Raw genomic sequence first — 25,107 nt, 5'->3', positions numbered from 1 at the left:
CTTCGTCGTCGCGGGTGCGGTCAGGCCTTGGCGCGGGGACGCAGCTCGCGCGGAAGCGCGAAGACCAGCGTCTCGTTCGCAGTGGTGACAGCCTTGACGTCGTGGAAGCCCTCGCCGTCCAGGTACTCGACGACGCCCTTGACCAGGATCTCGGGCACCGACGCGCCGGAGGTGATGCCGACCGTCTCCACGCCGTCGAGCCAGGCGGGATCGATCTCGCGGGCGAAGTCGATGAGGTACGCGGCGCGGGCGCCGGCCTGCAGCGCCACCTCCACCAGTCGCACCGAGTTCGACGAGTTCCGCGAGCCCACGACGATCACCAGATCGCACTCCGGGGCCATCGCCTTCACCGCGACCTGCCGGTTCTGGGTGGCGTAGCAGATGTCGTCGCTCGGCGGATCCTGCAGCTTGGGGAACTTCTCCCGCAGGCGGCGGACCGTCTCCATGGTCTCGTCGACCGAGAGCGTGGTCTGCGAGAGCCAGACCAGCTTGTCCTCGTCGCGGACGGTGACGTTGTCGACCGCGTCCGGGCCGTCGACGAGCTGCACGTGCTCCGGCGCCTCGCCGGCCGTGCCCTCGACCTCCTCGTGCCCCTCGTGGCCGATGAGCAGGATGTCGAAATCGTCGCGGGCGAAACGCTTGGCCTCCTGGTGCACCTTGGTGACCAGCGGGCACGTCGCGTCGATGGTGCGCAGGCTGCGCTGCGCGGCGCCCTCGTGCACCGCGGGCGAGACGCCGTGCGCGGAGAACACGAGGAGCGAGCCCTCGGGCACCTCGTCGGTCTCGTCGACGAAGATCACACCCTTGTCCTGCAGCGTCTCCACGACGTGCCGGTTGTGCACGATCTCCTTGCGCACGTACACCGGGGCGCCGTGCTTCTCGAGGGCCTTCTCGACCGTTTCCACCGCACGGTCGACGCCCGCGCAGTAGCCACGCGGCTCGGCCAGCAGGACACGCTTGCCAGAACTCATGCCTCCAGGCTACGGCACCTGACGGTGTGCCGGTGAGCGCGATGAGGCACCCTGGACACATGAGCCGTTTACCGTTCGTGGTCCGCGTCGCCGTCGGGGCCGTCGCCCTCGCCGCCGAGAAGGGCCAGGAGTTCGTCGGGGGCGCCGTGAGCGCCCCGCTCACGCTGGGCAGCAAGTCCGCGCAGGCCTTCATCCACGTCCAGCAGGACCTCGCCGACCTCGCCGTCCGCGGCGACCGCGCGCTCGAGAGCGTCTTCCCCGCCAAGGAGGAGGAGCAGGCCGCCTGGGCGACCTTCGACGACGACGAGGACGTCGACGTGGACCTGCCCGCGGCGAAGCCCGCTTACGGCGAGGTGCGGCCGGCCACCGAGCCCGCCCTCTCCCCCGAGGCCGCGCAGGCCGACGCCGCGCAGGCCGACGGTGCCGCGAAGTCCACCTCGGTCGCCACCGCCCCGCCGGCCGCGGACGAGCAGCCGGCCGCCGAGGAGGCACCGTCGGGCGCCGGGCGGTACGCGCTGTACAGCTCCCCCGCCCCGGCACCGTCGGACGCGGCGGCGCCCGCCGAGACCCCCGACGACCTGCCCGCCGCGGTGCTCCGCATCGACTACCCCGAGCTCACCCTGGCGCAGCTGCGCGGCCGGCTGCCCGGCCTGACCACGCCCGAGGTGGAGTCGCTCGTCGAGTACGAGCGCGGCCACAAGGCGCGGCCGCCCTTCCTCACGATGCTCGAGAACCGCATCACGCGGTGACCGGACCGGCTTCCACCAACGCGCCCGCCGGCGGCGCGGGCGGCCCGTCGACCGCGGAGCACCCGTGGCCGGTGCGCGTGGTCTCCATGAAGATCGCGCAGTGGATCGATCGCCTCGGCGAGGTGTGGGTCGAGGGGCAGATCACCCAGCTCAACCGCCGCGGCGGGGGCACCGCCTTCCTCACACTGCGCGACCCGTCGGCGAACGTCTCGGTGCAGGTCACATGCCTGCCGGCGGTCCTCGACCGCTCCGAGGTGCCGCTCACCGAGGGCACGCAGGTCATCGTGCGCGGCAGGTTCACCTACTGGACCGGCCGCGGCAGCCTGTCGCTGCGGATCACCGAGATCCGTGCCGTCGGCGTGGGCGAGCTGCTCGCCCGCATCGAACGGCTCCGGCAGCTGCTGCACGCCGAGGGCCTGTTCGACCCGCGGCTCAAGCGGCCGCTGCCCTTCCTGCCCCGCACCGTCGGGCTGGTGACCGCGCGGGCGAGCGCCGCCGAGCGCGACGTGCGATCGATCGCCGAGGGCCGCTGGCCCGACGTGCGGATCCGCGCCGAGTACGCCACCGTGCAGGGCCCGACCGCGGCCCCCCAGCTGGTGGCGGCCCTGCGCGCCCTCGACGCCGACCCCGAGGTCGACGTGATCATCATGGCCCGCGGCGGCGGCAGCGTGGAGGACCTGCTGCCCTTCTCCGACGAGACGCTGTGCCGCGCCGTGCACGCCGCCCGCACCCCCATCGTCTCCGCGATCGGCCACGAGCCCGACAACCCGCTCTGCGACTTCGCCGCCGACGTGCGCGCCGCGACGCCGACCGACGCCGCGAAGCGCGTGGTGCCCGACGTGGTCGCCGAGCTGGAGCGGATCGCCGAGCTGCGCGGGCGCGCGGCGGCGGCACTGCGCGGGTGGGTGCGCCGGGAGGAGCACACGCTCGACGCGTTGCGGTCGCGACCGGTGTTCGCGCATCCGCTGCGCCTCGTCGACGACCGCGCCGACGATGTCGCGCGCCTGCTGCGCGACGTCCGGCGGGACGTGCGGCGCACCGTCGAACGGGAATCCGAGCGGACCGCGCACCTGGCCGCGCGGCTGACGTCGCTCGGTCCCGCCGCGACGATGGCGCGCGGCTACGCCGTGGTGCAGAAGGTGACGCCGGACGGCGAGAATCCCGTGGTCCGCGGCATCGACGAACTCGCGCCCGGCTCGCAACTGCGGGTCCGGCTGCCCGACGGTGCCGCGACCGCTGCCGTCATGGGCGTGACGAAGCTGGGCGCCACAGCGCCGAAGAAGGGCATGGTCCCGCTGGGCGGAGCCCGGCCCGAACAGGAGGAGAACCGTTGACCGAGCAGACACCGGTGGCCGAGCTGGGCTACGAGCAGGCCCGCGACGAGCTCGCGGTCGTGGTGAAGCTGCTGGAGCAGGGCGGGATCGACCTGGACGAGTCGCTGAACCTGTGGGAGCGCGGCGAGGCGCTCGCCAAGCGCTGCGAGGAGCACCTCGCGGGTGCACGGGAGCGCATCGAGAAGGCGATCGCCGCCGAGGAGTGAGCGGACGGGCCGCGCCGCCTACCGGGGCGGGGCGGGGGCCGGCGCCCCGGACCGCGGCAGCGGCTGCTGCGACTGGACCGCGGCGGCCAGCTCGGTGAACCGCGGCACGGTGCCGCCGCCGAAGACGACGAGGACGGCACCGTCGACCTGGAGGACCCAGGCGCTGCGGTTCTTGTCGTTCGGGCCGTAGACGTCCCAGGTCCGGCCCTCGACGGGGACCGTGCCGGAGGGCTTGGCCTTCGCGCCGTAGACGGACTCGAGCACCACGTCGGCGGGCGATCCGGACTGCGAGAGCTGCAGCGAGTTCTTCTCGGGCGTCACGTAATTGACGGAGAAGACCTTGCCGCCGACCACGTCGTCGTCGCGGGTGGCGGTGGCCTTCCAGCCCTCCGGCACACCGTCGACCACGCCCGCGCCGCCGGGCATCCGCACCGGGAAGCCGAGCGTGTCCGCCGACACCTGGTAGACGCCCTTCGGGTTGATCGGCTCGACGGTCTCGTCCTTGGGGTCGGCGCCGAAGCCCAGCTTGAAGTTGCCGGATGCGAACAGCACGATCAGGCACAGAGCGAGCAGCGGAACCATCGTGAGCACCATGTCGCGACGGTTCTGCAGGATCCGGGGTTTGTCAGCCACGCCGTCCAGTATCCCGCGCGCGACGTCCGGCGGTGGAGGCGGGCATGGCGCGACGGGCCGTGGCCCGACCGGCCCCGTCGCCGACCGGTAGGGCATGGAAGAATCGAGCGAGGCCCGCCGCGCCCACCCGCGCGCATCGAGATCCGGAGGAATCCATGTCCGATACCCACGCTGAGAAGAACCCCATCGCGCCGGACCGGAACCTGGCCATGGAGCTGGTCCGCGTGACCGAGGCCGGCGCGCTCGCCGCGGGCCGCTGGGTGGGGCGCGGCCAGAAGGAGTCGGGCGACGGCGCGGCCGTGGACGCGATGCGCCAGCTGGTCTCGACGGTGTCGATGAGCGGTGTGGTCGTGATCGGCGAGGGCGAGAAGGACGAGGCGCCCATGCTCTACAACGGCGAAGAGGTGGGCAACGGCTTCGGCCCGTCGACCGACGTCGCCGTGGACCCCGTCGACGGCACGACGCTCATGGCCAAGGGCATGCCCGGCTCGATCGCGGTGCTCGCGGTCGCCGAGCGCGGCGCGATGTACGACCCCTCCGCCGTGTTCTACATGAACAAGATCGCCGTGGGCCCCGAGGCGGCCGGCGTCATCGACATCGAGGCCCCGATCGCGGACAACATCGCGAAGGTCGCCAAGGCCAAGGGCATCAAGGTCACCGACGTCACCCTGACGGTGCTGGACCGCCCCCGGCACGAGCAGCTCATCGCCGACATCCGCGCGACCGGCGCGATCGTGCGCCTCATCTCCGACGGTGACGTGGCCGGCGCCATCGCCGCCGCCCGCCCCGAGGCCAAGACCGACATCCTCGTCGGCATCGGCGGCACGCCCGAGGGCATCATCGCCGCGGCCGCACTGCGCTGCATGGGCGGTGAGATCCAGGGCACCCTGGCACCGTCGAACGACATCGAGAAGCAGCGCCTCGCCGACCTGGGCATCGACCCGACGCAGGTGCTCGGCACCACCGACCTGGTGCGCGGCGAGCACGTCTACTTCGCGGCGACCGGCGTGACCGACGGTGACCTGCTGCGCGGCGTGCGCTACCGCGCCGACGGCGCCACCACGCAGTCGATCGTGATGCGCAGCAAGTCGGGCACCGTCCGCACCGTGGACGCGACGCACCGCCTGACCAAGCTCAAGACCTACGCGCAGATCTTCGACTGAGAGTGATCTTCTCCTCGGGCCCTGGGAACATTCCCGGGGCCCGAGTAGGTTTCTAAGGTATGGCTAACAACGCTGACACCCCGGAGACCGAGTACCGCATCGAGCACGACACCATGGGCGAGGTCCGGGTGCCCGTGAACGCCCTCTGGCGCGCGCAGACGCAGCGCGCCGTGGAGAACTTCCCGATCAGCTTCCGCCCGCTCGAGCGCGCCCAGATCCGCGCGATGGGGCTGCTCAAGGCCGCCGCGGCGCAGGTCAACCAGGACCTGGGGCTGCTGGCGCCGGAGAAGGCCGCCGCGATCATCGCCGCCGCGCAGGAGATCGCCGACGGGCTGCACGACGACCAGTTCCCGATCGACGTCTTCCAGACCGGCTCGGGTACCAGCTCGAACATGAACGCCAACGAGGTGATCGCCTCGCTCGCCGCACGCGCCGGGGTCCAGGTGCACCCCAACGACGACGTGAACATGTCGCAGTCGTCGAACGACACCTTCCCCACGGCGACGCACGTCGCCGCCACCGAGGGCGCCGTCACCACGCTGATCCCCGCGCTGGAGCACCTGCAGGCGGCGCTCGCCGCGAAGTCCGCGGCCTGGCGCACGACGGTGAAGTCGGGCCGCACGCACCTCATGGACGCGGTGCCCGTGACGCTGGGCCAGGAGTTCGGCGGCTACGCCCGCCAGGTCGAGGCCGGCGTCGAGCGGGTGCGGGCCACGCTCCCCCGCGTCGGCGAGGTGCCGATCGGCGGCACCGCCGTCGGCACGGGCCTCAACGCGCCGGAGGGCTTCGGTTCGCTCGTGGTGGCGGAGCTGGTGCGGCTCACGGGGGTCGAGGACATCCGGCTGGCGAAGGACAACTTCGAGGCGCAGGCCGCGCGCGACGGGCTCGTCGAACTGTCGGGCGCGCTGCGGACGATCGCGGTGTCGCTCACCAAGATCGCGAACGACGTGCGCTGGATGGGCTCCGGGCCGCTCACCGGGCTCGGCGAGATCGCGCTCCCCGACCTGCAGCCCGGCAGCTCGATCATGCCCGGCAAGGTGAACCCGGTGCTCCCCGAGGCCGTGACGCAGGTGGCCGCGCAGGTGATCGGCAACGACGCCGCGGTGGCGTGGGGCGGCGGCAACGGCGCCTTCGAGCTCAATGTCTACATCCCGATGATGGCGCGCAACGTGCTCGAGTCGATCACGCTGCTGGCCAACGTCTCCCGGCTCTTCGCGGACAAGTGCATCGAGGGGCTGGTCGCGCACGAGGACCGGCTGCGGACGCTCGCCGAATCCTCGCCGTCGATCGTGACCCCGCTCAACTCGCTCATCGGCTACGAGGAGGCGGCGGCCGTCGCGAAGCAGGCGCTCAAGGAGGGCAAGACGATCCGGCAGACGGTGATCGACCGCGGCCTGATCGGCGAGAAGCTCACACTCGAGGAGCTGGACCGCCGGCTCGACGTGCTGGCGATGGCCAACGTCGACCGGGTCAGGTGAGGCTAGCGGCGCCGATGGCGCCGTAGGGCGCCGGGGCGGGCGCGCATTCACCGTCGGTCGCGAGGGCGGAGACGGTGACCGACCGGGCACCGTCGAGCGGGATCGAGATGGTCTGCGGCGCATCGTCGCGCGCGAGGGTAGCGGCCAGCTTCGTCGCGCCGTCGACGATGAAGGAGACGCGCACCCGCAGGTCCCGCGGGGTGTGCGGCTGGAGTCCGAGGACGCCCGTGAGCTTGGTGAACTCGCCGCCGAGCCGGTAGACGGCGGTCGCCGCAGTGCCCTCGCAGCCGATCCAGACGCCGGTCGCGCTGCGGTAGGTGGTTCCCGCGAGGGTCGCGGTGAGGGCCTGGCCGGTGTCACCGACGGCGCTGGAGCTGGCGAGGCGGGCGTAGAGCGGCGTGCCGGTGGGCGTCGGACTGACGTCCTCCGTCGCCGTGAGCGACGAGGCCGTGGCCGTCTTCGCCTCCACGCTGTGCGAGCCCGGGTGCGCCTCGTTCGACGGTGCCGCCTGCGCCCCGCAGCCGGCGATGGCGAACGCGGCTGCACAGGTCGCTGCAGTGAAACTTGTTCTCAATCTCACCCGCTGAGGATAGCCCGTCGCCGGGCCCGTGGAACCGGTCAGCGACGATCGACGAGCACATAGGACGCGCCCGCGGCGGCCGCCGCCACGGCGAGCACCGACGGCCACGCGCCGATCTTCTTCGCCAGCGGATGCGACGCACCGAATCCGCCCAGGTAGACCGCCCCGAGCGCGGCCGCCGTGCCCGCTCCCGACTTCGCGTGCCAGCCCTGGGCCGCCGCGGCACCCGCCGCCGCGAGCACGACGCCGCCGAGCGGGCGGATCCCCGTCTCCCGAGCGATGTAGTAGCCGCCCACGAGACCCGCGGCGGCGATCGGGGCGGTGCCGATCCGGTCGATGATGTCGGTCATTCCTCGACAGTACCCACTACTGGGCGTAGTAGACCCGTGTCGCGCGGCGCACGACCGATTCCCTGCGGGTTTCGGCGACCGAATCGCAGGTCGGCGCCGCCGAAACCGCAGGGAACTGATCGAGGAGCTCTCAGCCGAACAACACCCGCCCGCCGGAGCCTGTCGCGGTAGGTTCTTCGCGGGGAGGTCAGCATGACACTGGTATCGGGCGAGATCTTCGCCGGCTACACGATCGTTCGACAGCTCGGCGCCGGCGGTATGGGCGAGGTCTATCTCGCGCAGCACCCACGATTGCCCCGGCAGGACGCGATCAAAGTCCTGCCCCCGCAGCTCGCCTCCGACGAGGTTTTCCGCCAGCGATTCCTCCGCGAAGCGGACCTCGCCGCGGGCCTGAACCACCCGAACATCGTCAGCGTGCTCGACCGCGGCGAGGATTCGGGCCGGCTGTGGCTGTCGATGCCCTACATCGACGGTATCGATGCGGCGGCCCGCCTCGGCCGGTCACCGAACGGCCTTCCGTTCGACGAGGTGATCGCCATCATCCGCGACACCGCCGCCGCGCTCGACTTCGCCCATCATCGCGGGGTACTTCACCGCGACGTCAAACCCGCGAACATCATGCTCGACGGGTCTCGCGCGCTCCTCACGGACTTCGGCATCGCTCGCGCCGCCGACGACGCGTCGGATCTGACCGCGACGGGCACCACCATCGGCTCCGTTGCGTACTCCGCGCCGGAACAACTCCGTGGGGAACCCATCGGACCTGCGGCCGACACGTACTCGCTCGCCGCCACCGCCTACGCCCTGCTCACCGGCCTCCGCCCGTTCGATCGCAGCAGCCCGGTGGCGGTCGTCGCGGCCGCGCTCGACGGCCAGGTCCCATCGGCGCATGCGGCCCGTCCCGACCTGCCACCGAGCATCGACGCGGTTCTCGCGCGCGGAATGTCCCGCGCGGCGCACGACCGTCCCTCGACGGCGGGCGGATTCGCTGCCGAACTGGCCGCGACGCGCTCTGGCGCGAGCGACTCCACCGTGCTCCGCCCGGCGCCCACGGGCCACCAGTACGACCGCACGATGATCGCGCCCACCCCCACGCCGCCACCGGCGTCGGCGCCGAACATCGCGGGAGCGCCGACGCCCGCAGCGAGTAGTCCACGTCGACGGTGGGCACTACCTGCCGCCGCCACGGCAGTCGTACTGCTCGGAGCAGCCGTCGCCGGAGCGGTACTCCTGACCCGCTCCCCCGAATCCGACATCCCTACCGCCGCTACAAATCCACCACCGAGCGCCACGGTATCGACCACTGCCGGACCGGCCACGGTCACGGCGGCACCGTCCACGGTGACGGTCCAGCCCACCGCGACGACGACGGCGCCGCCGCCGCGGCCCTCGGCGGATCTCGGGCTCGGCAAGCCCGTGAGCACGCCGGCGTGCGACGGCCGGTACATCCTGGCCCTCGTCTCGATCGAGGAGAGCAACCCGTCGCTGCGCGCCCTCGTCACCGCGCGCCTCACCGCCGAGCCCACCGCGCAGTACTTCTACAGCGGAGCCCTCAACTGCGGCTCGATCAACGCGGTCGATGCGAACGGCGAACGTTTCTACACCCCGTACATCGACTACGGCACCGACCTCGGGGCCGCCTGCTATGCGGTGCAGCACAGGAGTGGAGCGTACGTACGCACCCTCCGCAACGGCGTCGCGATCGGCACGAACCCCTGCGGGTAACTTGGACGGTATGAGCACGCCGCGCTGGTTCACGGACACCAAAGAAGGCCACAGCGAGTGGTACATCGAGCGCTTCCGGACGATGGCGCGCGAGGGCGCGGACCTCGCGGGTGAGGGTCGGCTCGTCAACGCGATGGTGGGCCGCGGTTCGCGGATCCTGGACGCCGGGTGCGGGCCGGGCCGGATCGGCGGCTACCTGCACTCGGTGGGCCACGACGTGACCGGAGTGGACGTGGACCCGAAGCTCATCGCCGCGGCGCAGGAGGATCATCCGGGCCCGCGGTGGCTCGTGCAGGACCTCGCGGAACTGGACCTCGACGGCACCTTCGACGCCATCGTCTGTGCGGGGAACGTGTTGGTCTTCGTCGCGGAGGGCACGGAGACGACGGTGCTCGCGAACTTCCGGAAGCATTTGACGCCAGAGGGTTTCGCGGTCGTCGGCTTCCACACCGACCGCGGCCTGAGTCCCGAGCAGCTGGACGCCCACGCCGCCGAAGCCGGCCTGCGGACCGACCTGCGCCTGTCCACCTGGGACGTCAAGCCCTGGCACGACGGCGCCGATTTCGCCGTGACGATCCTCCGCCCGGCCTGACGGAACGAGCGGCGCACCGTCGAACCCGACGGCGGTGCGCCGGACGGCCTACCGCTCCTTCGAGCGCACCCGGATCCCGCTGAGCGGCAAGGCGACCTCACCCGACGGATCGGTGAAGAAGTCGTTGCCCTTGTCGTCGACGACGATGAACGCGGGGAAGTTCTCGACCTCGATCTTCCACACGGCCTCCATGCCGAGCTCGGGGTACTCGATGACCTCCTGCGACTTGATGCAGTCGAGCGCGAGCCGGGCGGCGGGGCCGCCGATGGAGCCGAGGTAGAAGCCGCCGTGCGTGTCGCACGCCTGCGTGACCTGCTTCGACCGGTTCCCCTTCGCCAACATCACGAGAGATCCGCCCGCGGCCTGGAATTCATCGACGTAGCTGTCCATGCGGCCCGCGGTGGTGGGACCGAAGGAGCCGGACGCCATGCCCTCCGGCGTCTTCGCGGGTCCGGCGTAGTACACCGGGTGATCCTTGAGGTACTGCGGCATCGGGGCACCCGAGTCGAGCAGGTCCTTGATCTTGGCGTGCGCGATGTCGCGCGCGACGACCAGCGGTCCGGTCAGCGACAGTCGCGTCTTCACGGGGTACTTCGACAGCTCGGCGAGGATCTCGGACATCGGCCGGTTCAGGTCGATCTCGACGACCGCGCCGCCCTCGATGTCCTCCGCCACACCGGCATCCGGCATGTACTGCGCCGGGTCGGTCTCCAGCTGCTCCAGGAAGACTCCGTCCGCGGTGATCTTGCCGAGCGCCTGGCGGTCCGCGGAGCACGACACCGCGATCGCGACGGGCAGCGAGGCTCCGTGCCGGGGCAGGCGCACGACGCGCACGTCGTGGCAGAAGTACTTGCCGCCGAATTGCGCACCGATGCCGAAGGACTGGGTGAGCTCGAAGACCTTCTCCTCCAGCTCCTTGTCGCGGAAGCCGTGCGCCGAGATCGATCCCGTCTCGGGCAGCTCGTCGAGGTAGTGCGCCGAGGCGTACTTCGCGGTCTTGAGCGCGAACTCGGCGGACGTGCCTCCGATGACGATCGCGAGGTGGTACGGCGGGCAGGCCGCGGTGCCCAGCGAGCGGATCTTCTCGTCGAGGAACTTCAGGATGCGGTCCGGGTTGAGGATCGCCTTCGTCTCCTGGAACAGGAAGGACTTGTTGGCCGAGCCGCCGCCCTTGGCCATGAACAGGAATTTGTACTCCGGACCCTTCGGCCCCTGCTCGGTGGCGTAGATCTCCACCTGGGCCGGCAGGTTGGTGCCGGTGTTCTTCTCCTCGTACATGGTGATCGGCGCGTTCTGCGAGTAGCGCAGGTTGAGCTTGGTGTACGCGTCGTAGACGCCGCGGGAGACCCACTCCCCGTCGTCCACGCCGGTCAGCACGCCCTCGGACTTCTTGCCCATGACGATCGCGGTGCCGGTGTCCTGGCACATCGGCAGCACGCCGCCCGCGGAGATGTTGACGTTCTTGAGCAGGTCGAGCGCCACGAAGCGGTCGTTGCCCGACGCCTCGGGGTCGTCGATAATCTTCCGCAGCTGCTGCAGGTGCGCGGGCCGCAGGTAGTGGCTGATGTCGTGCATCGCCTCCGCGGTCAGCTGCTGCAGCGCCTCGGGCGCGACCTTGAGGAACTTCTGCCCGTCGACCTCGAAGGTCTCCACGCCCTCGGCCGTGACGAGCCGGTAGGGCGTCGTGTCGGGGCCGATGGGCAGCAGGTCGGAATAGATGAATTCGGGGCTGTTCGAAGTCACGTATCGAGAGTATTCCCCGGCGGATCGCCGGTCCGGGTTAGGTTGCCCTACCTGCGGCGACCCGGGCCCGACGGTGCCGTCACCGCAGGGCCGGGACCGCGAGGCCCACGGCGGCCACGACGCTGAGCCACAGCCGCGCCAGGTTCCACGTTCCCCAGGTGCGCGCGAACTCGGCCCATTCGACGGTGCCCGCCATCAGCCGCTGGTTCAAGGGGACGTTCACCGCGATGGTGAACACGAAGGCCGCGACCGCACAGAGCGCCCCCAGCCCGGCGGCGAGGGTCCGGGCGTCGAAGCCCTCCGCGATCACCAGCCAGACGGCGGCGACGACCGGCAGCAGCGCGCCCAGCATGAAGAGCGCGAGGAAGGGCGGCCGCTCGACCGCGACGTTCATCCGGCGCATTGCGTCGGCACCGTCGGGGGCGCCCCGCTCGGCCGTGATCACCGTGGCGTACGCGAAGTAGAAGCCGGCCAGCACCGCGCTGAGCAGGGCGGCCGATCCGAGGAGGAGTTTGAGTGTCATGGATCAAGGATCGCGCCCGAGCGTGGCGCGATCCATGGTTCAGACCCCGGATCGCATACGCATTCGTCTAACCTGACGGGGTGGACCCGCTGTTCCGGATGGTGTCCGGGCTCCGCGCCCAGGGCCTGTTCTCGCTGCGCATCTCGATGGTTCCGCCGTGGTCGGTGGACATCGACGACGGTGCGCCGCTGAGCGTGATCGCGGTCGACCGCGGCGCCGCCTGGATCGCCGGAGCGGACACCCGGATCCGGCTCGAGGCGGGCGCCGTCGCGCTGGTCGCGCACGGGCCGCACTACGTCGTCGCCGACGAGCCGGATCGCCCGCCGACCGTCCGGATCGAGGAGGGCGGCGCGTGCGTGCCGCTCACCGAGTCGATGCGCTCGACCACGCACCGCGGCCTGCTGACGTGGGGCAACCACGACGAGGGCCCGGATCAGCTGTTGGTCGGTACCTACGCCTCGGCCTCCCAGGTGGGCCGGCACCTCGTCGCGCAGCTCCCCGAGTTCACGGTGCTGCCGCCCGGCGAGGTCGACGAAGCGCTGATCGGGCTGATGCGCCGCGAGCTCGCGGATCCGCGCCCCGGCCACAGCTTCGTCATCGACCGGCTCCTCGACGTCGTCGTCTGCGCCGCGATCCGCTCCGCCGCCCGCACCGCCCCGACGGGGTGGCTGTCGGGCACCGTCGACGACGTGGTCGCGGGCGCGCTGGACCTCATCCACGAGTCGCCGGACGAGCCGTGGACGGTGGCCTCCCTGGCCGGCGCGCTGCACGTCTCCCGGGCCGGCCTGGCGGCGCGGTTCCGCGCCGGGGTCGGCGAGCCGCCCGGCCGCTACCTCACGCTGTGGCGGCTCACCCTCGCGGCCGACGCGCTGACCTCGTCGGACGACGGGCTCGAGGCGATCGCCCGGCGCGTGGGCTACGGCTCCGCCTTCGCGCTGAGCGCCGCGTTCAAGCGCCACCACGGCCTGAGCCCGTCGCAGTTCCGCGCCCGCGAGGCCGCCGTCAGCTGAATCCGAAGAGCGGCGGGAAGGCGAGGGCGACGACCGCCGCCCACGCCGCGTACGCGGGCAGCGTGCTCGTCTGCCAGCGCTCGATCGCGGCGAAGTCCCTGCTCCCCCGGACGAATCCGAGCCCCATCCGGGCCGCGCCCGCGAGGATCACCAGCAGCACCAGGTTCAAGCCCAGGACCGCGGCCTTGTTCGGCGACGTGCCGAACTCGGCGGTGCGGGTGACCATCGCGACGAGCACCACGAGGTCGACGGCGATCGCCGCGACGACCAGCGCCACCTGCAGCCGGTCGAAGACGTCCGGCCGGCGCCGCGGGTCACGGGCGGAGACCGCGTACAGCAGCAGCCCGACGACGAGCACGAGGACCACCGTCATCAGCACCAGCAGGTCGCGGTCGGCGCCGATCAGGCCCGGGCGCGACGCGAAGGCGCCGAGCACCACCACGAGCATGACCAGCGTGATCGGGGTGAAGATCCGCGTGAGCACGGGCGCGATGTTCTCGATCACCTCCTGCTTCGCCTGGACCAGCCACGCGGCCACCAGCACCGCGCCGCCGACGCACAGCGGCAGCGCCCACTCGGTGACCGGCGACTCCGCGTCCAGCCCGACGGCGCCCAGCGCCGCGATCGTCAGGCCCGTGATCGCGCCGCCGCCGAGGGCGATGAGCAGGAAGTAGATGACGAACTCGCCGGTGAACCGCACGAAGTCCATCCGCCGGGGCGCCGAACGCCACGCGCCGCCGGTGTAGGCGACGCCCACGCCGAACCACAGCACCACCGGCGCGGCGACGACGGCCAGGACCTCTGTGGAGCCGCCGGACTCGAACGGGTACGCGGCGAGGAGACCCGCCATCACCGCGAAGCCGCCGAGCACCACCGCCACGGCCCGCCGGGGCATCGCGCGCTTCCAGGCGAAGTACCCGACGAGGAAGGGCGCCACCGCGAACCCGACGAAGCGCGGCGCGGACTCACCGAGCAGGTGCAGCACCGCGAGCAGCGACAATCCCGCCGCGCCGCCGAGTGCGAGCACCACCGGCAGCTCGCCGCGCCGTGCGGATTCGTCCTCGGCGCTGCCCAGCACCAGTTGCTTCCACAGCCGCTCGGAGTGCTCGCGGGCGAACTCGTGCGCCACCGCGTCGGCGGCACCCATTCGCTTGACCGCGACGAGGAAGGACTCGTCGCCGTCGAGGCCGAGGGCCTCGAGGTCGGAGATCTGATCCCGCAGATGGGACTCGAGCTCGTCGACCTCGTCGGCCCGCATCCGGCGCCGGCCCTCCAGGTAGCCGCGCCACTGCCGGATCTGCGCGTCGACCGGGCCGGTCATGCGAGCCCCGGCTGCGGCGCACCGTCGGACCAGAGGCCGTCGAGGGCGGCGCTGACGACCCGCCACTGGTCCCGACGGTCCGCGAGCGCCTCCCGCCCGGCGGGCGTGATGGCGTAGTGCTTGCGCTTGCGGCCGGTGTCGGCGACGCCCCAGCGCGATTCGACGTGCCCGAGCCGCTCCAGCCGGTGCAGCAGCGGGTAGAGCATGCCGTCGGACCACTCCAGCCGCCCGCCGGAGAGCTCCCGGATGCGGGTGAGGATCGCGTAGCCGTAGCTGTCGCCGCTGCTGAGGATGCTCAGCACCAGCGGGGTCGCCGACGCGGCGACCAGATCCTTATCGATGTGCATCGACCCTCCATACCTAGAACCACTAGGTACAGATATACCTTGCGGTTCTAGGTATAGCAACGGGGCACGTTCCGAAACCGGGCTCCTGGGGCCGCACGGCGACGTATTTCCATCGTGGTCGCGCAGGAGGCCGGTTTCGGAACGGGCTACGCGCCGGGGGCGAACTCCTCCAGCATCTCGGTGACCAGGGCCGCGATCGGCGAGCGCTCGGAGCGGGTGAGCGTGACGTGCGCGAACAGCGGGTGGCCCTTGAGCTTCTCGATCACCGCGGCGACGCCGTCGTGCCGGCCGACGCGCAGGTTGTCGCGCTGGGCGACGTCGTGCGTGAGCACCACCCGCGAACCCGAGCCGAGGCGCGAAAGCACGGTGAGCAGCACGTTGCGCTCCAGCGACTGCGCCTCGTCGACGATCACGAAGGAGTCGTGCAGCGAGCGGCCGCGGATGTGCGTGAGCGGCAGCACCTCCAGCATCCCGCGCGACATCACCTCGTCCATCACCTCGGGCGAGGCGAGCCCGTCGAGGGTGTCGTAGACGGCCTGCGCCCACGGCCCCATCTTCTCGTTCTCGGAGCCGGGCAGGTAGCCGAGGTCCTGGCCGCCGACCGCGTACAGCGGGCGGAAGACGACGACCTTGCGCTGCGTGCGCTTCTCCAGCACGGCCTCGAGCCCCGCGCAGAGCGCCAGCGCGGACTTGCCGGTGCCGGCCTTGCCGCCGAGGGAGACGATCCCCACCGACTCGTCGAGCAGCAGGTCCAGCGCGACGCGCTGTTCCGCGCTGCGCCCGTGCAGCCCGAAGGCCTCCCGATCGCCGCGCACCAGCTGCAGCTGCTTCTCCGCGGTCACGCGGCCGAGCGCGCTGGACGTGCCGCCCAGCAGCCGCACGCCCGTGTTGCACGGCAGCTCCCGCGCGGCGTCGTGATCGACGACCCCGCCCGCGAACAGCGCGTCGATCACCTCGCGCGAGACCTCGAGCTCCTCCATGCCGGTCCAGCCGGAGGTCACCACGTCCTGCGCCCGGTACTCGTCGGCATCCAGCCCCACCGCGCCGGCCTTGACCCGCAGCGGGATGTCCTTCGAGACCAGCACCACGTCGCGGCCCTCGGCGCGCAGGTTCAGCGCGCAGGCGAGGATGCGGGCGTCGTTGGTCTCCGTGCGGAAACCGACCGGCAGCACCGTCGGATCGATGTGGTTGAGCTCGACCTGGACCGTGCCGCCGCCCGGAGTGGGGATCGGCTGGTCGAGTCGGCCGTGCTCGAGCCGCAGGTCGTCGAGCATGCGCAGGGACTCGCGGGCGAACCAGCCGAGTTCGGCGTGGTGACGCTTGCCCTCGAGTTCGCTGATCACCACGAGCGGGAGCACGACGTCGTGCTCGGCGAAGCGGGTGATGGCCCAGGGATCGGACAGCAGGACGGAGGTGTCGAGCACGTACGTGCGGGGGGTCTCACGGAAAGACACGGTGACGCTCCTAGCCTGCGCGGCGCCCACGCAAGCGTGTAGCTGCGGCCGGCCGGTCCAAACGCCCTCGGTGCGCGGTTTACGCCCCGACGACGAGGACCGGGGCCGGCCCTCTCGCGACGATGAGTCGAGTCACGGTTGGAACCTCCCGGGACGAACTGCTTCCCCGCAATCCGTCACCGCCAAACTAACGCCGAACGCGCCGCGCGGCCCGGAGGCTGCGCGGCGCGTTCGTGAACACTTCGTTACGGGCCGGGGACCGTTGTTACAGGGCGAGACCCCAGGTCGCGAGGAGCCCGTTGAGGATCTCGCGATCACGCTCGGGCGAGCTGATGCCGGCCTCGGTGACGATGCGGCGGGCCTCGTCCAAGCCGTCCGCGGTCTCGGCGCCGATCGGCGACGCGACGCGCGCCTGGCTCAGCAGGGCGTCCTTGACGTGGCCCTCGTTGACGTCGAGCGCGACGGTGAGCAGCTCAGTCCAATACTGCTGCTGCACGCGGTCGTCGTTCGCGACCTTGCGCAGGGTGGTGGCCAGGCCGGGCGGCGTGCCCTCGGCGTTCTCGGCGTAATCGGCGAGGCGGTCGAAGTAGTCGGCGGAGAGCGCCTCGTGCACGATCACCATGGCGATCTGCTCGGCGATGTGGATCTCGTCGCGGGTGCCCTCGTACTGCCGGTAGCCGCGGGTCACGGCCTCGAGGCGCCACATCTCCAGCTGCTCGACGTCGCAGGTGCGGCTGACCACGACGTGGTCGCGCAGCGCAATGCCGTGGCGGTTCTCCTCGGCGGTCCAGTGGCCGACGAACTTGCCCCAGTCCGACTCGATGAGGTGGTGCTGCGCCAGCAGGCGGTGGAAGGACGGCAGGTGGTCCTTGGTCAGCAGGCCCAGGATGAGGCCGTTGCTGACCACCGCGTCGACCTTGACGTCGGTGGGGACGAAGTCCTCGCCACCGAGGAAGGCGTAGTTGCGGCCGTCGTCCCACGGGATGTAGTCGTGCGGCTGCCAGGCGTCGCCGGCCTCGACGTAGGCCGCGCGGATGTCCGGCAGCGCCTTGTCGATGGCGAGCGTCAGGTCGTCCTCTGAAGTGCTGGAAGTCACCCGGACACTGTAAGGCAGCGCCCACCCGGCCTTCAAACCACGGTGACGACGACCCCCGCGACCGCCACGACGCCGGGCGCGGTCGCGGTCACCTCGACGTAGCGGTCGGTCTGGGTGACCCGGCAGCCGTCCGAGGCGGACGCCGTCTCCTCGTCGGTCAGCCGCACCACCCCGGGCGGGCCGACGACGGTGTAGTCGCTCGCCCTTCCGAGGAGTTGCTCCGACCCGCCGACCTTCATCGTGATGGCCCGGGTGGCCGGGACCCCGTCGGGTCCGGTCGTGGGCGTCGAGGTCGCGCGACTGGTGAGGCCCTGTCCGTAGACGACGGCCGGATGCGCCCCGCTGTAGACGCGACCGCCGCACTCGACGTTCTCGTCGGAGGTGAACCGGGTGACCAGCAACACGACGACCGCCACGGCGGCCACAGCGACCACGGTCGCGATCCCGGCGATCACTCCCGTTCGCTTCATCCGACGGCTCCTCCCCCGGCGACGCCGGTCAGCGCGAGAGCAGGCCCCAGTCCTCGAGGCCCTCGTACAGCGGGACCTCGAGCGCCAGCGCGGAGACGCGGGCGCGCAGCGCGGCGGTGTCGGCGGCCTTGCCCTGCGCGAGCGCGGTGCCGATGATGTCGGCGACCTCGGTGAACTCCTTCTCGCCGAAGCCACGGCTGGCGAGGGCGGCGGTGCCGATCCGGAGGCCGGAGGTGACCATCGGCGGGCGCGGGTCGAAGGGCACGGCGTTGCGGTTGACGGTGATGCCGACCTCGTGGAGGAGGTCCTCGGCCTGCTGGCCGTCGAGGTCGCTGTTGCGCAGGTCGACGAGCACCAGGTGCACGTCGGTGCCGCCGGTCAGCACGGTGATGCCGGCGTCGGCGACGTCCTTGCCGTTCAGCCGGTCGGCGAGGAGCTTGGCACCGTCGAGCGTGCGCTGCTGCTTCTCGCGGAACTCCTCCGTGCCCGCGACCTTGAGCGCGACGGCCTTGGCGGCGATCACATGCATGAGCGGGCCGCCCTGCTGGCCGGGGAAGACGGCGGAGTTGAGCTTCTTCGCCCACTCCTGCTTCGCCAGGATGATGCCGGAGCGGGGGCCGCCGAGGGTCTTGTGGACGGTGGAGCTGACGACGTCGGCGTGCGGCACGGGGCTCGGGTGCAGGCCCGCGGCGACGAGGCCGGCGAAGTGCGCCATGTCGACCCACAGGTGGGCGCCCACCTCGTCGGCGATGGAGCGGAAGGCGGCGAAGTCGAGCTGCCGCGGGTACGCCGACCAGCCGGCGACGATCACCTTGGGCTTGGAGTCGAGGGCGATCTTGCGCACCTCGTCCATATCGACCCGGTGGTCCTCCTTGGAGACGCCGTAGAAGACGTTCTCGTAGAGCTTGCCGGAGAAGTTCAGGCGCATGCCGTGCGTGAGGTGGCCGCCGTGCGCGAGGTCGAGGCCCATCAGGGTCTCGCCCGGCTCCATGAGGGCCTGCAGCACGGCGGCGTTGGCCTGCGCGCCGGAGTGCGGCTGGACGTTGGCGAAGTCGGCGCCGAACAGCTCCTTGGCCCGGTTGCGCGCGAGGTCCTCGACGACGTCGACGTACTCGCAGCCGCCGTAGTAGCGGCGACCCGGGTAGCCCTCGGCGTACTTGTTGGTGAGCACGGAACCCTGCGCCTGCAGCACGGCGCGCGGCACGAAGTTCTCCGAGGCGATCATCTCCAGCGTGTCGCGCTGGCGCGCGAGCTCGCCGTTCATGGCGGCCGCGACCTCGGGATCGAGTTCGGCCAGGGACGCGGAGTTCACGCTGGAATCGCTCATGCGGTCATCCTAAGCCGCGAGCTCCCGCCGCAGCGCAGACGGGGTGAGGGGCTCGTCGAGCAGCCTTCCGAACTGGTCCAGCCGCGCCGGCCCGGAATCGGCGCGATCGAGCCAGGTGCCGAGCAGCGCGTAACCCTCGACGTAGGTGCTGATGTACGCCCGCCACAGCGGCGAGCCGACGAAGCGCAGCGACTGCCGCGCGCTCCGCTCTGCCATGAGGCCCCAGCGCTGCAGGTAGGCGGCCACGTCGTCCTCGCTCGCGGCGCGGTCGTGCAGCAGCAGCGCGGCGTCCTGCCGCACGTGCAGCAGGCCCGACGAGGCCGCCGCGATCCGCTCGGCGAGCTCCCCGTCGAAGGGCAGGCCGAGGTCGGCGTAGATCTCCTGCGCCCAGCGGCCCCAGCCGGGGCCGATCGCGGCGTGCAGCGCGTGGTCGGCCAGGCCCTCCGCCATGAGGCACTGCGGCGTGTTGACCAGGAAGATCGCCTGCTCCGGCTGGTTCTCCCCCGCGACCAGCAGCTGCTCCTTGCGGCAGTGCTCGGTGTGGTGGCCCGGGTAGGCCTCGTGCGCGATGAGGTGCGGCAGCGACGAGAGGTACTGCGGCAGGTCGCCGTTGACCGCGACCCGCGAGGTGTAGTCGCCGAGGTAGTAGTTGAAGCCGGACCAGGGCTTGTCGTGTTCGATCTCGAACCGCACGGTCTCCGCCTCGGGCAGCGGATAGCGCCCCCGCACGACGTCCCGCAGCGCGCCGGCCAGCGCGTCCACCACCTCGGGCACGCGCTCGGCGGGCACCAGGAAGCGATCGCGCTGGGCCTGCATGCGGGGCTGCAGCGGGCCCGTCCCGGGCAGGATCTCGTCGAGCGCGGCGTGCGCCGCCTCGTAGTCGGCGGTGTCGCCCATGGCGATGTCGACGTCGAAGTAGGCCTTCACCTCGTCGACGAAGCCGATCGGCGCACCGTCGAACTTGCGCGCCGAGCACTCGAGCGCGGCGACGTGCCCGGCCAGGAACTCGCGGCGCGGCGCGCTGAGCGCTGTGTCGGCGGCGACGTCGTGCAGCAGGGCGCGGGCCTCCGCGGCGAGGCGGGCGGGTTCGGGGGCGTCCTCGGCCTCCACCGCCCGACGGTGCGCCGGGTCGCCGAAGTAGGCGTCCACGAAACCGGATTCGATGCGGTCGAACCGCAGGCCCAGCCGCAGGTAACGGTCGGTGACGCTCAGCTCCTCCATGCGTGCCAGACTAGAGGGCATGTCTGACGCGGGGTGCCTCGTCCGGTGAGCGAACCGAGCCCGTACATCGAGCTCGACCGCGCTCAGTGGCGCGAGCTCCGGCAGTCGACGCCGCTGTCGCTGACCGAGGCCGACCTGTCCGACCTCCGCGGCCTGGGCGAGCAGATCGACCTGGCCGAGGTCGCCGAGGTCTACCTCCCCGTCTCCCGCCTGATCCACCTGCAGGTGGCGGCGCGGCAACGGCTCTACGCCGCGACCGCGACCTTCCTCGGCGAGCAGCGGCACAACGCGCAGGTCCCCTTCGTCATCGGCGTCGCCGGCTCGGTGGCGGTCGGCAAGTCGACGACGGCCCGCGTGCTGCAGGCGCTGCTCGCGCGGTGGGACTCGCACCCCCGGGTGGACCTGGTGACCACCGACGGCTTCCTGCACCCGACGGCGGAGCTCGAGCGTCGCGGCATCATGCACCGCAAGGGCTTCCCCGAGTCCTACGACCGCCGGGCCCTCCTGCGCTTCGTGACCACGGTGAAGTCGGGCGCGGAGGACGCGACCGCGCCGATGTACTCGCACCAGCTCTACGACATCGTTCCCGGCGAGTTCATCCACGTGCGCCGGCCCGACATCCTCATCGTGGAGGGGCTCAACGTGCTGCAGACCGGGCCGCGACTCATGGTCTCGGACCTGTTCGACTTCTCCGTCTACGTGGACGCGCGGATCGAGGACATCGAGCGCTGGTACGTCGACCGGTTCCTCTCGATGCGGACCACCTCGTTCGCGGACCCGTCCTCGCACTTCCACCACTACGCCGGGCTCTCCGACACCGAGGCCCGCGACCGCGCGGAGGGCATCTGGGCGGGCATCAACCGCCCGAACCTGGTGCAGAACATCCTGCCGACCCGCCCGCGCGCGACGCTGGTGCTGCGCAAGGACTCCGACCACTCCATCAACCGCGTTCGGCTGCGCAAGCTCTGACGGTCCGCGCCCGGCGGCGCACCGTCGGGCCTACGATCGATCACCATGACCCGTCCCGGGGCCTCGCTGCCCGAACTCCTTCTGCAGGCGGGCGCACGCGCGGACGTCGACGACGCCGATGCGCACGTCTACCGGGCCGCCCTGCGCGCACTGAGCCGCAACGGCACCCGTCGCACGACGGTGGAGAAGATCGCCGCCGAGGCGGGGATGAGCCGGATGACCCTGTTCCGGAAGTTCGGCTCCAAGGACGAGATCCTGGCCGCCGCTCTGGCGTGGACGCTGGGCCGACTGTTCGCCCAGACCGCGGAGGTGGTCGCGGCGACCCCCGACATCCCGACGCGGATCGAGGAGGTGTTCGTGCTGTGCTGCCGCGCGGGACGGGGCCTCGTTCCCGCGGATCCGCGGGAACGTGCGGAACTGTTCGCCGACGAGCGCCTCGACACGGTGCGGCACGGCATCCGGTTCGTCCGCGCGATGATCGTCCAGGAGCAGGAGGCCGGGACGATGCCCGGGGACGCGACCGACGTCCGCGCCGACGCCCTCGTGCGGCTCACCACGGCGTGCTTCGCCGTCTCCCCCGCCCCGTTCGATCTCGAGGACGACGACGCCGCGCGCGCCTACGCACGCACGGCGCTCGTCCCCCTCGTGCAGTGATCGCGCTCGACGGCCGCAGCGATGATCTCGTCGAGAAGCGCCCGAGACCTGACGAGGTCGGTGATAGCCCCGTCAATCCGTTCACGTTCCGCTTTCAATTGATCCGTGAGCTTCGCGGTGGCACGTTCATTGGGCCCGCCCTCTGGGGCCTGCATGCACGGAAGCATTCGAGCGATCCTGGGGCTGTGTAGCCCCGCGGCGAACAATTGCTGCACGAGAATCACCCGGTCGACCGCCGCCTCCGGGTAGTCGCGATGCCCGCCCGGCGTGCGAGCCGGCGACAGGAGCCCCTGTTCCTCGTAGTACCGCAGCGACCGCACGCTGACGCCTGTGCGTCGGGAGAGTTCGCCGATCTTCACGCTGCGCTCCTTGAACCTCACATCACTGTCAGGCCCTACCGTACGTCGGCCACCGCATCCACTGAACCGGAAGGAACCCATGACCACGACCGCCGTACTCGGCGACGGCACACGCCTGCGGTACCAGCTCGAAGGACCGGAGGGTGCCCCGACAGTCGTGCTGTCGAACTCGATCGCCACGACAGCAGCGATGTGGGACCAGACCGTCCCCATGATGACCGGCGACCTCCGCGTGCTTCGATACGACACTCGCGGGCACGGCGGGTCCGATGCCCCGGTCGGCGCATACTCAGTGGCACGCCTCGGGCGGGACGTCCTCGAGCTGCTGGACGAGCTGGGGATCGATCGCGCGCACTTCTGCGGCCTATCACTCGGCGGCATGGTCGGACAGTGGCTCGGGGTACACGCGCCTGACCGAGTCAATCGCCTGATCCTCGCGAACACATCGGCCTACCTGGGGCCTTCGGGCCAGTGGGACGCCCGGATCGCGAGTCTGCTCGCGGGCGAAGACCTCTCAGACACGGCCGATCGGTTCGTGCGTAACTGGTTTCCGGCGGAGTTGCTAGCCGACGACCAGATCGTCGGGCCGTTCCGCGATGCGATCCCGCGAATGAGCCCGACAGGTTTGGCGGGTTGCCTGTCCGCCGTGCGTGACTTCGACATGCGGCGCACCGTCGCACTGGTCAAGGCCCCGACACTCGTCATCGTCGGCGAACACGACGCCGTCTGCCTGCCGGAACACGGGGAACACATCGCCCGCGTGGTGCGCGGCGCGGAGATCGCCACCCTCCCGGTCACCCATCTGTCCAACGTCGAAGCACCGCAGGCCTTCGTCGACCTGGTGCGGCAATTCCTGATGGCGTAGCCCGACTCAGCCGAACGGGCAGCCGGCGGAGGGCGACTTCGCCCGCTGCTCCGGCGTGCGCTCGCGCTGGAAAGCGGTGAAGTCCGGCAGGTCCCGCTCCTTCATCGCCCGCAGGGCACGCGCCTTCCCGCGCGCGTAGTACGCCAGCGGCGTGTAGCCCACCCGCTCGGGGATCACCTTGTAGGCCTGGCGGATCGCCGCGGTCACGGCGCGGTACGAGTACTCCTCTCGGCGTGTCCACCCCACGCCCAGGATCTCGCGGACCTCGGGCCGCAGGACACCGACGGTGAGCAGGTAGACCGCCCGGTTGACCGAAACGCCGACCGGCTTGAGGGCCGGCTCGATCGCGCGGAGGAACGGGCCCGCCTCGGGTGGGAGCGGCGGATTGCCGTGGGCGAAATCGTCGAGGAACTGCAGCGCGCCGGGATGCGGGATCAGCTTCGTCAGCATGTCCGCGTAGTAGCGACCGAAGGCATCCGGCTCCCACGGGACCGCACCGTCCGGCACCTGCACGATGTCGGCGATCTTGCGTGAGTCGTCGAAGATCTCGAGGACGTCGGCGTCGGTGAGCGAACGCCCGAGGCTGCGCGGCAGGGAGTCGATGCCCGTGATCGTTCCGGTGGCGATCACCCAGCCGTAGGCCTCGGGATTGAGCGCGCTGATGTGCTTGCCCTCGGCGTTGCGCATCTGCAACGGCTGGTGCTGTGCGCGCAGCCGGTACCCCTCCTCGACGGCGGCATCCTCGCCGAAGTACCAGCGCTGCACCGAGTCCATGGACCGGATCGCGCGGCCGACCGGATCGGTGTACGCGACGCTGAACTCCCCCACGATGTCGCCGATCACCGGATGCATCAGCTGCATCACGAACGCCGCGCCGTTGATCGGCAGGAACGCCCACTGGCCGGCGACGGTGCCGCTCATCCCCAGCGGGTCGACGAACGGCGATCGGGGACCGTAGCGCGCGGGCGCGCGAACGGTCTCGGTACGGCTCTCGGGCTCCGCCAGCTGGGTCATGCCGCCTCCTTGTTGTTACGACTGATGATTAAATCGTAACAGCGTGTGGCGCGCATCACCAGGAGTTGGTGATAGGAATTTCTCGATCACCACTCACGAGAGCGATCACCGCAGGCGAGGAGGGCGGTCAGGCCCCGAAGCGACGGTGCCGCGCGGCGTAGTCGCGCAGCGCGCGCAGGAAGTCGACGCGGCGGAACTCCGGCCAGTAGGCCTCCGTGAACCAGATCTCGCTGTACGCGCTCTGCCACAACAGGAAGCCGGAGAGCCGCTGCTCCCCCGACGTGCGGATCACCAGGTCCGGATCGGGCTGCCCCTTGGTGTACAGGTGCTGGTCGATCCCCTCGACGGTGACCGCGTCCACCAGTTCCTGGCCCGACATCCCGTCGGCGAGCTCGCTGCGCAGCAGGGACTGCACGGCGTCGACGATCTCCTTGCGCCCCCCGTAGCCGACGGCCACGTTCACGTGGGTGCCGGTGCGCCCCTTCGTGCCCTCGGCGGCGGCCGTGAGCCGGCGCGCGGCGTCGGGCGGCAGCAGGTCCATCGCGCCGACGATCTTCACCGACCAGTTCTTGTCCGGGCCCGAGATCTCCTCGACGACGTCGGTGATGATCTCCAGCAGCGCCGCGAGCTCGTCGGGGTCGCGCTGCAGGTTCTCGGTGGAGAGCAGGTAGATGGTGGCGAGCTCGATGCCGGCCTCGTCGCACCACTCCAGCATCTCGGCGATCTTCTTCGCGCCCATGCGGTAGCCGTGGCTCACGTCGCTGAACCCGGCGGCCCGGGCCCAACGCCGGTTGCCGTCGCAGAGCACCGCCACGTGGCGGGGGCGCTGCGCCCCATCGCGATAGGCGTTGGTGAGCTCGTTCACCAGCCGTCGCTCGTAGAGCGCGTAGGCCGGCGAGACGAGCTTGCGGGCCGCGTCCGTGGGCAGCGACACTGGCAGTTTGGGGGCACTC

The 25,107-nt window shown here is 71.2% G+C and carries 27 protein-coding genes; 11 read left to right on the top strand and 16 right to left on the bottom strand.

Annotated elements, in window-relative coordinates; all coding sequences use genetic code 11:
* Positions 1-20: 20 nt before the first annotated feature.
* The gene (locus tag LB823_RS06130) at positions 21-971 is read right to left on the bottom strand and encodes a 4-hydroxy-3-methylbut-2-enyl diphosphate reductase (RefSeq protein WP_224645876.1); all 951 of its coding nucleotides are present in this window, start codon (positions 969-971) and stop codon (positions 21-23) included.
* A 59-nt stretch (positions 972-1,030) separates the two neighbouring features.
* On the opposite strand from LB823_RS06130, the gene LB823_RS06125 reads away from it, so the two are divergent.
* Genes LB823_RS06125 through LB823_RS06115 form a run of 3 tightly spaced genes read left to right on the top strand, consistent with a single transcriptional unit; the run spans position 1,031 to position 3,260 of the window.
* Entirely contained in the window at positions 1,031-1,720 is a 690-nt protein-coding gene (locus LB823_RS06125; RefSeq protein WP_224645875.1) for a lipid droplet-associated protein, read from the top strand.
* On the top strand, positions 1,717-3,054 hold the full coding sequence (gene xseA, locus LB823_RS06120) for an exodeoxyribonuclease VII large subunit (protein ID WP_224645874.1): 1,338 nt from the start codon (positions 1,717-1,719) through the stop codon (positions 3,052-3,054). The genes LB823_RS06125 and xseA overlap by 4 nt, the downstream gene beginning before the upstream one ends.
* Positions 3,051-3,260: an exodeoxyribonuclease VII small subunit gene (locus tag LB823_RS06115; protein ID WP_224645873.1), complete on the top strand. Its 210-nt coding sequence runs from the start codon at positions 3,051-3,053 to the stop codon at positions 3,258-3,260. Before xseA ends, LB823_RS06115 begins: the two co-directional genes overlap by 4 nt.
* A gap of 18 nt (positions 3,261-3,278) precedes the next feature.
* Here the strand turns inward: LB823_RS06115 and LB823_RS06110 are convergent, their stop codons facing one another.
* Positions 3,279-3,893, bottom strand: a complete 615-nt coding sequence (locus tag LB823_RS06110) for a DUF4245 domain-containing protein (RefSeq protein WP_224645872.1) — start codon at positions 3,891-3,893, stop codon at positions 3,279-3,281.
* Between the two features lie 155 nt (positions 3,894-4,048).
* On the opposite strand from LB823_RS06110, the gene glpX reads away from it, so the two are divergent.
* Together glpX and LB823_RS06100 are read left to right on the top strand one after the other, a co-directional pair.
* On the top strand, positions 4,049-5,056 hold the full coding sequence (gene glpX / locus LB823_RS06105; protein ID WP_224645871.1) for a class II fructose-bisphosphatase: 1,008 nt from the start codon (positions 4,049-4,051) through the stop codon (positions 5,054-5,056).
* Positions 5,057-5,115: 59 nt separating this feature from the next.
* The gene (locus LB823_RS06100) at positions 5,116-6,534 is read left to right on the top strand and encodes a class II fumarate hydratase (protein ID WP_224645870.1); all 1,419 of its coding nucleotides are present in this window, start codon (positions 5,116-5,118) and stop codon (positions 6,532-6,534) included.
* On the opposite strand, the gene LB823_RS06095 is transcribed toward LB823_RS06100, so the two are convergent.
* Together LB823_RS06095 and LB823_RS06090 are read right to left on the bottom strand one after the other, a co-directional pair.
* Positions 6,527-7,114, bottom strand: coding sequence for an NPCBM/NEW2 domain-containing protein (locus LB823_RS06095; protein WP_224645869.1), 588 nt, complete (start codon positions 7,112-7,114; stop codon positions 6,527-6,529). The two genes, LB823_RS06100 and LB823_RS06095, sit on opposite strands and share 8 nt — an antisense overlap.
* A gap of 38 nt (positions 7,115-7,152) precedes the next feature.
* Entirely contained in the window at positions 7,153-7,464 is a 312-nt protein-coding gene (locus tag LB823_RS06090) for a hypothetical protein (RefSeq protein ID WP_224645868.1), read from the bottom strand.
* 192 nt (positions 7,465-7,656) lie between these two features.
* Here LB823_RS06090 and LB823_RS06085 point away from each other — a divergent pair, with 192 nt between their 5' ends.
* A complete protein-coding gene (locus tag LB823_RS06085; RefSeq protein ID WP_224645867.1) occupies positions 7,657-9,189 on the top strand; it encodes a serine/threonine-protein kinase in 1,533 nt (510 codons plus the stop codon).
* Positions 9,190-9,199: 10 nt separating this feature from the next.
* Complete coding sequence (locus LB823_RS06080; RefSeq protein WP_224645866.1) at positions 9,200-9,781, top strand: bifunctional 2-polyprenyl-6-hydroxyphenol methylase/3-demethylubiquinol 3-O-methyltransferase UbiG; 582 nt, start codon at positions 9,200-9,202, stop codon at positions 9,779-9,781.
* Between the two features lie 48 nt (positions 9,782-9,829).
* Here LB823_RS06080 and LB823_RS06075 read toward each other — a convergent pair whose 3' ends face one another.
* Both LB823_RS06075 and LB823_RS06070 read right to left on the bottom strand, forming a co-directional pair.
* Positions 9,830-11,524: a fumarate hydratase gene (locus LB823_RS06075; protein WP_224645865.1), complete on the bottom strand. Its 1,695-nt coding sequence runs from the start codon at positions 11,522-11,524 to the stop codon at positions 9,830-9,832.
* 79 nt (positions 11,525-11,603) lie between these two features.
* Positions 11,604-12,047, bottom strand: coding sequence for an anthrone oxygenase family protein (locus tag LB823_RS06070; protein WP_224645864.1), 444 nt, complete (start codon positions 12,045-12,047; stop codon positions 11,604-11,606).
* An 80-nt stretch (positions 12,048-12,127) separates the two neighbouring features.
* Between LB823_RS06070 and LB823_RS06065 the strand changes: the two genes are divergently transcribed.
* Positions 12,128-13,057 carry an AraC family transcriptional regulator gene (locus tag LB823_RS06065; protein ID WP_224645863.1) on the top strand — a complete coding sequence of 310 codons (930 nt, stop codon included), beginning with the start codon at positions 12,128-12,130 and terminating at the stop codon, positions 13,055-13,057.
* Here LB823_RS06065 and LB823_RS06060 read toward each other — a convergent pair.
* The 7 genes from LB823_RS06060 to LB823_RS06030 all read right to left on the bottom strand — a co-directional run bounded on the left by LB823_RS06060 (position 13,050) and on the right by LB823_RS06030 (position 20,293).
* Complete coding sequence (locus LB823_RS06060; RefSeq protein WP_224645862.1) at positions 13,050-14,378, bottom strand: permease prefix domain 1-containing protein; 1,329 nt, start codon at positions 14,376-14,378, stop codon at positions 13,050-13,052. The genes LB823_RS06065 and LB823_RS06060 overlap by 8 nt on opposite strands.
* A complete protein-coding gene (locus tag LB823_RS06055) occupies positions 14,375-14,725 on the bottom strand; it encodes a PadR family transcriptional regulator (protein ID WP_224645861.1) in 351 nt (116 codons plus the stop codon). Before LB823_RS06055 ends, LB823_RS06060 begins: the two co-directional genes overlap by 4 nt.
* 146 nt (positions 14,726-14,871) lie before the next feature.
* Entirely contained in the window at positions 14,872-16,179 is a 1,308-nt protein-coding gene (locus LB823_RS06050; RefSeq protein ID WP_224645860.1) for a PhoH family protein, read from the bottom strand.
* A 265-nt stretch (positions 16,180-16,444) separates the two neighbouring features.
* Positions 16,445-17,275, bottom strand: a complete 831-nt coding sequence (locus LB823_RS06045) for an acyl-ACP desaturase (protein WP_224645859.1) — start codon at positions 17,273-17,275, stop codon at positions 16,445-16,447.
* Between the two features lie 32 nt (positions 17,276-17,307).
* Positions 17,308-17,745, bottom strand: a complete 438-nt coding sequence (locus tag LB823_RS06040) for a hypothetical protein (RefSeq protein WP_224645858.1) — start codon at positions 17,743-17,745, stop codon at positions 17,308-17,310.
* A gap of 28 nt (positions 17,746-17,773) precedes the next feature.
* A complete protein-coding gene (gene glyA / locus LB823_RS06035) occupies positions 17,774-19,072 on the bottom strand; it encodes a serine hydroxymethyltransferase (protein WP_224645857.1) in 1,299 nt (432 codons plus the stop codon).
* A 9-nt stretch (positions 19,073-19,081) separates the two neighbouring features.
* A complete protein-coding gene (locus LB823_RS06030) occupies positions 19,082-20,293 on the bottom strand; it encodes a DUF885 domain-containing protein (protein ID WP_224645856.1) in 1,212 nt (403 codons plus the stop codon).
* A 33-nt stretch (positions 20,294-20,326) separates the two neighbouring features.
* Here LB823_RS06030 and coaA point away from each other — a divergent pair, with 33 nt between their 5' ends.
* Both coaA and LB823_RS06020 read left to right on the top strand, forming a co-directional pair.
* On the top strand, positions 20,327-21,262 hold the full coding sequence (coaA, locus tag LB823_RS06025) for a type I pantothenate kinase (protein ID WP_224645855.1): 936 nt from the start codon (positions 20,327-20,329) through the stop codon (positions 21,260-21,262).
* A gap of 45 nt (positions 21,263-21,307) precedes the next feature.
* Entirely contained in the window at positions 21,308-21,916 is a 609-nt protein-coding gene (locus LB823_RS06020) for a TetR/AcrR family transcriptional regulator (protein ID WP_224645854.1), read from the top strand.
* Here the strand turns inward: LB823_RS06020 and LB823_RS06015 are convergent.
* Positions 21,880-22,275: a MerR family transcriptional regulator gene (locus LB823_RS06015; RefSeq protein WP_224645853.1), complete on the bottom strand. Its 396-nt coding sequence runs from the start codon at positions 22,273-22,275 to the stop codon at positions 21,880-21,882. The genes LB823_RS06020 and LB823_RS06015 overlap by 37 nt on opposite strands.
* A gap of 79 nt (positions 22,276-22,354) precedes the next feature.
* On the opposite strand from LB823_RS06015, the gene LB823_RS06010 reads away from it, so the two are divergent.
* Positions 22,355-23,140 carry an alpha/beta fold hydrolase gene (locus tag LB823_RS06010; protein WP_224645852.1) on the top strand — a complete coding sequence of 262 codons (786 nt, stop codon included), beginning with the start codon at positions 22,355-22,357 and terminating at the stop codon, positions 23,138-23,140.
* A 6-nt stretch (positions 23,141-23,146) separates the two neighbouring features.
* Here LB823_RS06010 and LB823_RS06005 read toward each other — a convergent pair whose 3' ends face one another.
* Together LB823_RS06005 and LB823_RS06000 are read right to left on the bottom strand one after the other, a co-directional pair.
* Positions 23,147-24,154 (bottom strand): oxygenase MpaB family protein, encoded by a 1,008-nt coding sequence (locus LB823_RS06005; protein ID WP_224645851.1) that lies wholly within the window; start codon positions 24,152-24,154, stop codon positions 23,147-23,149.
* Between the two features lie 127 nt (positions 24,155-24,281).
* Positions 24,282-25,082, bottom strand: coding sequence for an isoprenyl transferase (locus LB823_RS06000; protein ID WP_224645925.1), 801 nt, complete (start codon positions 25,080-25,082; stop codon positions 24,282-24,284).
* Positions 25,083-25,107 lie beyond the last annotated feature (25 nt).

It is taken from the genome of Tsukamurella sp. M9C, from assembly GCF_020169415.1.
Lineage (GTDB): Bacteria > Actinomycetota > Actinomycetes > Mycobacteriales > Mycobacteriaceae > Tsukamurella.
The sequence above is the reverse complement of the archived record's forward strand: the minus strand, read 5'-3'. Positions and strand labels throughout refer to the sequence as shown.

Bases quoted from the DNA above. Each gene is read 5' to 3' on its own strand.
- LB823_RS06130 (WP_224645876.1), bottom strand. From the start codon at position 971: ATGAGTTCTGGCAAGCGTGTCCTGCTGGCCGAGCCGCGTGGCTACTGC.
- LB823_RS06125 (WP_224645875.1), top strand. From the start codon at position 1,031: ATGAGCCGTTTACCGTTCGTGGTCCGCGTCGCCGTCGGGGCCGTCGCC.
- glpX (WP_224645871.1), top strand. From the start codon at position 4,049: ATGTCCGATACCCACGCTGAGAAGAACCCCATCGCGCCGGACCGGAAC.
- LB823_RS06100 (WP_224645870.1), top strand. From the start codon at position 5,116: ATGGCTAACAACGCTGACACCCCGGAGACCGAGTACCGCATCGAGCAC.
- LB823_RS06090 (WP_224645868.1), bottom strand. From the start codon at position 7,464: ATGACCGACATCATCGACCGGATCGGCACCGCCCCGATCGCCGCCGCG.
- LB823_RS06085 (WP_224645867.1), top strand. From the start codon at position 7,657: ATGACACTGGTATCGGGCGAGATCTTCGCCGGCTACACGATCGTTCGA.
- LB823_RS06080 (WP_224645866.1), top strand. From the start codon at position 9,200: ATGAGCACGCCGCGCTGGTTCACGGACACCAAAGAAGGCCACAGCGAG.
- LB823_RS06070 (WP_224645864.1), bottom strand. From the start codon at position 12,047: ATGACACTCAAACTCCTCCTCGGATCGGCCGCCCTGCTCAGCGCGGTG.
- LB823_RS06060 (WP_224645862.1), bottom strand. From the start codon at position 14,378: ATGACCGGCCCGGTCGACGCGCAGATCCGGCAGTGGCGCGGCTACCTG.
- LB823_RS06055 (WP_224645861.1), bottom strand. From the start codon at position 14,725: ATGCACATCGATAAGGATCTGGTCGCCGCGTCGGCGACCCCGCTGGTG.
- LB823_RS06040 (WP_224645858.1), bottom strand. From the start codon at position 17,745: ATGAAGCGAACGGGAGTGATCGCCGGGATCGCGACCGTGGTCGCTGTG.
- glyA (WP_224645857.1), bottom strand. From the start codon at position 19,072: ATGAGCGATTCCAGCGTGAACTCCGCGTCCCTGGCCGAACTCGATCCC.
- LB823_RS06030 (WP_224645856.1), bottom strand. From the start codon at position 20,293: ATGGAGGAGCTGAGCGTCACCGACCGTTACCTGCGGCTGGGCCTGCGG.
- LB823_RS06020 (WP_224645854.1), top strand. From the start codon at position 21,308: ATGACCCGTCCCGGGGCCTCGCTGCCCGAACTCCTTCTGCAGGCGGGC.
- LB823_RS06010 (WP_224645852.1), top strand. From the start codon at position 22,355: ATGACCACGACCGCCGTACTCGGCGACGGCACACGCCTGCGGTACCAG.
- LB823_RS06005 (WP_224645851.1), bottom strand. From the start codon at position 24,154: ATGACCCAGCTGGCGGAGCCCGAGAGCCGTACCGAGACCGTTCGCGCG.